This is a genomic window from Bradyrhizobium sp. P5_C11_2, assembly GCF_054049755.1.
Genome location: NZ_JBFULT010000561.1, coordinates 1 through 4,944 on the forward strand (window position 1 = coordinate 1; position 4,944 = coordinate 4,944).

Sequence of the window (4,944 nt, forward strand, 5' to 3'; positions counted from 1 at the left end):
ATCCTTGATGGTGTAGAGCGCGAGCGGCATCCAGGCCAGCGGCGAGATCGGCTTCAGCACCTGGATGAAGGGATCGAGCGCCTTGCTCAGCAGCGGCGACATGCCGATCAGGAAGCCGAGCGGAATGGCGACGAGCACCGCCAGCAGATAACCGGTGCCGACGCGCGCGATCGAATAGGCAAGCTGGATGCCGAGCCCCTTGTCGTTCGGCCCGTTGTCGTAGAACGGCCGCCGCAGATGCTCCCAGAGCTTTGCGCCGACATCGAGCGGACCGGGCATGGCCGATTTGCCCTGTGTCGCGGTCAGCCCCATCAGCTTGGCGTATTCGGGGGTCATCGTGGCGACGGCGCCGGTCGAGCGCGTGGCGAGATGCCAGATGCCGAGGAACGCGGCCAGCAGCGCGATCGAGACGAGGCCGGCGCGAAGGCGGAGGGAGGATGTCATTGCGCGAGATCTCTCCMCGCGTCGTCCCGGCGAAGGCCGGGACCCATAACCCCAGGGAAAAGTTTGCCGAAGACTCGTTGCCCGGTACTGCTGCCTTCCGCAACCGATAGATCACGCGGTATGGGTCCCGGCCTTCGCCGGGACGACAAGGGCGAGAGAGACTTGCTCACGACGCCTTCCTGATCTTGAAGCTCGCGACGTAATCCTCCGGCTTGGCCGGATCGAAAGCCTTGCCCATCACCGCGAACGACTTGTAGCTGCTCGCCGGCGGTGTGAGGCCCATCTCCGTCATCAGCTTCCTGGTGTCGGTGGCCAGATACACCTGCTCTGCCACCGCCTTGTAGTCGACGTCGCCCTTGATCTGGCCCCAGCGCTTCATCTGCGTCAGCATCCACACCGCAAACGACTGCCAGGGGAACGGATCGAAGTCGACGCGCTTCGCGTCGGTCTTCACCCCGCCGAGACCGTCGGCATAGGTGCCGGTCAAAACCTGCTCCAGCACAGTCACCGGTGCGTTGATGTAGTTGGCCGGCGCGATGGCCTCCGCGATCTGCTTGCGGTTCTCCGCCTTCGACGCATAGGCCGTGGCATCGACGATCGCGCGTGTCAGCGCGGCAAAACTGTTCGGCGCGGTCGTGATGAACTCGCGGCTGGCGGCAAAGCTGCAGCAGGGATGGCCGTCCCAGATCTCCTTGGACAAGAGATGCATGAAGCCGACGCCATCATAGATCGCGCGCTGGCAGATGTTGTCCGGCGCGAGGAAGCCGTCGATGTTGTCGGCGCGCAAATTGGCGACCATTTCCGGCGGCGGCACCGAGCGCAGCTGCACGTCGGTGTCGGGGTCGAGCCCGTGCTCGGCGAGATAGTAGCGCAGCAGATAGTTGTGCATGGAATAGTCGAAGGGGATCGCGAATTTCAGGCCCTTCCAGTCCTTCGGATCGCGCTTGTCCTTGTGCTTCGTCGCCAGCACGATGCCCTGCCCGTTGATGTTCTCGATCGCGGGAACAGCGAAAGGAATGGCGTTGGCACCGAGACCCAGCGAGATCGCGATCGGCATCGGCGCGAGCATGTGTGCGGCGTCGTATTCCTTGTTGATGGTCTTGTCGCGGATCACGGCCCAGCCAGCGGTCTTGACCACTTCGACGTTGAGGCCGTGCTTGGAATAGAAGCCCAGCGGCGCCGCCATGATGATCGGCGTGGCGCAGGTGATCGGGATGAAGCCGACCTTGAGGTCCTTCTTCTCGGGCGCCCCAGTCTGCGCAAACACTTCGGTCGCCGTCTTGAGCGGGAAAAACTGCGACAGCGCCGCAAGCGCGGTCGACGCACCGACCGACTTCAGGAAGGCGCGCCGCGCAACGTCCTGCGGAAACATCGCGCGCATCACGGCGGATGCAACGACGCCCTCGTAGCGCTTCTCCTCGCTCTCGACGGGCGCGCAGCGCATCGCCGTGGCCTGCTCGTGCTCCGCCGCGGATTGGTGCTGGCCACAGACGCAGCCGGCTCGAAGGTTGCGATCGGGATCAAACGGATTGTCGAACGTAGACATCGGACCTCCTGCGCGTCATTGCAGGGGGAATTACGCAAGGAGCATGCCACCGCCTTTCGGCCGGCCAGTGCTTTGATGACGCAGCACTTTTCATCACACTTGGTCGCTACGAAAACTCGTGATATACGATAATTCGTAGTTCAATCACGAGATTTCGTAATGGCAACGACGCCAATGCTCGTTTCCGATGATACCGCCGAGGCGATCGATCCGCGCGTCGCGGCCTTCGAATCCTCCGTCGAGGCCACGCTGCTGGTCGATCCCTATGCCGACCAGATCATCGATGCCAATCCGGCCGCCTGCGCCCTGCTCGGCTACGACCGCGCGCTGCTGCGGCAGACCAGGGCCAGCACCCTGCACGCCGGCGAGCTTCCGGCGCTGACCGTGTTCACGCAGGCCGTGCTGCACAAGGGCGCCTACTGGACCACGGCGCTTACCCCCCGCCATGCCACCGGGCAAAATCTCCGGCTGGAATATGCCGGCTGCGTCCTGCCCCATGACGGCCGCACGCTGGTGCTGCTCACGCTGACCGATCTCGACGCGCGCCGCCGCCGCAATGTCGATGCCGCCGCCGAAGACCACATGCGCAGCGGCATCTCGACCTGGCAGCGGGTCGAGCGGGTGTTCCAGGACATTGAGCGCGAGAACCAGCTGATCCTGCGCGCCGCCGGCGAAGGCATCTATGGCGTGAACGCGGAAGGAAAGACCACCTTCGTCAACCCTGCCGCCGAACGCATGCTGGGCTGGACCGCCGAGGAGCTGGTCGGCAAGGAGATCCACCCAATCGTGCACCACACCCACCATGATGGCCGGCACTATCACAACCACGACTGCCCGATCTATGCGGCGTTCCGCGACGGCGCCGTGCACCAGGTCGACGGCGAAGTGTTTTGGCGCAAGGACGGCTCGCCGGCGTGGGTCGAATACACCTCCACGCCCATTCGCGACCGCGGCGTCGTGGTCGGCGCCGTCGTAGTGTTCCGCGACGTCAGCCAGCGGCGCGAGGCCGACGAGAAGCTGCACGCCGCGCTCACTGAAGTCGACCGCCTGCGCGAGCGGCTGGAGCTGGAAAACGCCTATCTCCAGGAGGAAATCCGCATCGAGACCAACCCCCGCGGCATCATCGGCCAGAGCGAGGCGGTCCAGAAGACGCTGCGCCAGGTCAAGCTGGTGGCGCCAACCACCGCGGCCGTGATGATCACCGGCGAGTCCGGCACCGGCAAGGAGCTGATCGCCCGCGCCATCCATGAGGACTCCACCCGCAGCGACCGCCCGCTGATCCGCGTCAACTGCGCCGCAATCCCGCGCGAATTGTTCGAGAGCGAGTTCTTCGGCCATGTCCGCGGCGCCTTCACCGGCGCGACGCGCGACCGCATCGGCCGGTTCGAGCTCGCCGACGGCGGCACGCTGTTCCTCGACGAGGTCGGCGAGATCCCGCTCGAACTCCAGGGCAAGCTGCTGCGGGTGTTGCAGGAAGGCCATTTCGAGCGCGTCGGCCAGGAGCGCACCCGCGCGGTCGACGTCCGCGTCATCGCCGCGACCAACCGCGACCTCAAGCAGGAGGTCCAACGCGGCCGTTTTCGCGAGGATCTCTATTTCCGCCTCAACGTCTTCCCGATCGAGACGGTGCCCTTGCGCGAGCGGCGCGAGGACATTCCGCTGCTCGCGCAGCATTTTTTGACGCGCGAGAGCAAGGCGCTGAAGTCGAATCTGCGCCTGTCGGAGGGCGATGCGCGGCGGCTGACCCGCTACGACTGGCCTGGCAACGTCCGCGAATTGCAGAACGTGATCGAGCGCGCCGCGATCCTGTCGCAGAACGGCCGGTTGCGCATCGATCTGCCGGATGCGTCCGGCGCGCAAGCTCCGACCGGCGCCGCACGCCAGAAAGCGGATGCGCGTCCGGCGGTCATGACGTCGTCGGAGATGCGCGACCACGAGCGMGCCAACATCCTCGCCGCGCTCGAGGCCTGCGCGGGAAAAGTGTTCGGCCCCGGCGGCGCGGCGGAGATGCTGGATATCAAGCCGACCACGCTGGCCTCGCGGATCAAGGCGCTCGGGATAGCGCCCCGTCCGCGGGCCTTCGGTTAGCGACGCTCACGCCGCCTTGGTCGTCACATCAGACGCAATCGGCAGGCCCTGCTCGATCGGCAGCGACGGATCGCGCGACCATTCGTTCCAGGAGCCGAAATACATCCGCACGTCCTTCACGCCGGCATTCTTCAGCGCGAGGAAGGTGTTCGAGGCGCGCGCGCCCTTGAAGCAGTAGAGATAGACCGGCGTGCTCTGCGAGATGCCGACGGTGGCGCATTCCGCCAAAATCTCGTCCTTGGACTTGAAGCGCGGGCCTTCGGCGGTCGGCTTCATCATCCGGTACCATTCCAGCCACACCGCGCCGGGGATGCGGCCCTTGCGCGGGCAGAAATCCTTCCCGTAAGGAGACGAGCTGTCGCCGATCCACTCATCGACGTCGCGGACGTCGAGGATGGCGATGCCGGGCTTGCCGACGGCGCCGAGCATGGTCTTGGCGTCGATCAGGATCTCGCCCGCTTCCGGCACGATCGAGAACGAGGCCTTTGCGGGTGCCGGAACATCCTTCGTCACCGGAAAACCCGCGGCCGACCAGGCGTCGAAACCGCCATGCAGCACCTTCACCTTGGGATAGCCGAGCATGGTGAGGAGGTAGTAGCCGCGGCAGGACTGGCCGAAGCCGGAATTCATCGACTGCTCGTAGATCACAGCCGTTTCCTTGCCGGAGAGGCCGGCGCCGCCAAAGGCGTCCGCGAATTTTGTCTTCAGCTCGCTGATCCCTTCCGGCGTCGAGGTCGCCAGGAAAGTGAAAATCTCGTGGACGTTGACGGCGTTAGGGAGATGCCCGGCGGCGTAGGCGTCGGGGTTGCGGGTGTCGACGATGACACATGGCTCGGTCTTCAAGAGATCGGCAAGTTCGACGGCAG

The 4,944-nt window shown here is 65.2% G+C and carries 4 protein-coding genes; 1 reads left to right on the top strand and 3 read right to left on the bottom strand.

The window, feature by feature from the left end:
• Window positions 1-444 (bottom strand): ABC transporter permease (locus tag ACXJL8_RS33990; RefSeq protein ID WP_456686367.1); only part of this gene is annotated, 444 nt, incomplete at its 3' end.
• A gap of 166 nt (window positions 445-610) precedes the next feature.
• A complete protein-coding gene (locus ACXJL8_RS33995; RefSeq protein ID WP_456621286.1) occupies window positions 611-1,990 on the bottom strand; it encodes a CmpA/NrtA family ABC transporter substrate-binding protein in 1,380 nt (459 codons plus the stop codon).
• 159 nt (window positions 1,991-2,149) lie between these two features.
• Here ACXJL8_RS33995 and ACXJL8_RS34000 point away from each other — a divergent pair, with 159 nt between their 5' ends.
• Entirely contained in the window at window positions 2,150-4,078 is a 1,929-nt protein-coding gene (locus tag ACXJL8_RS34000; protein ID WP_456621285.1) for a sigma 54-interacting transcriptional regulator, read from the top strand.
• Window positions 4,079-4,084: 6 nt separating this feature from the next.
• Here ACXJL8_RS34000 and ACXJL8_RS34005 read toward each other — a convergent pair.
• Window positions 4,085-4,944: sulfurtransferase (locus ACXJL8_RS34005; protein WP_456686368.1), on the bottom strand; the 860-nt coding region annotated here is incomplete at its 5' end.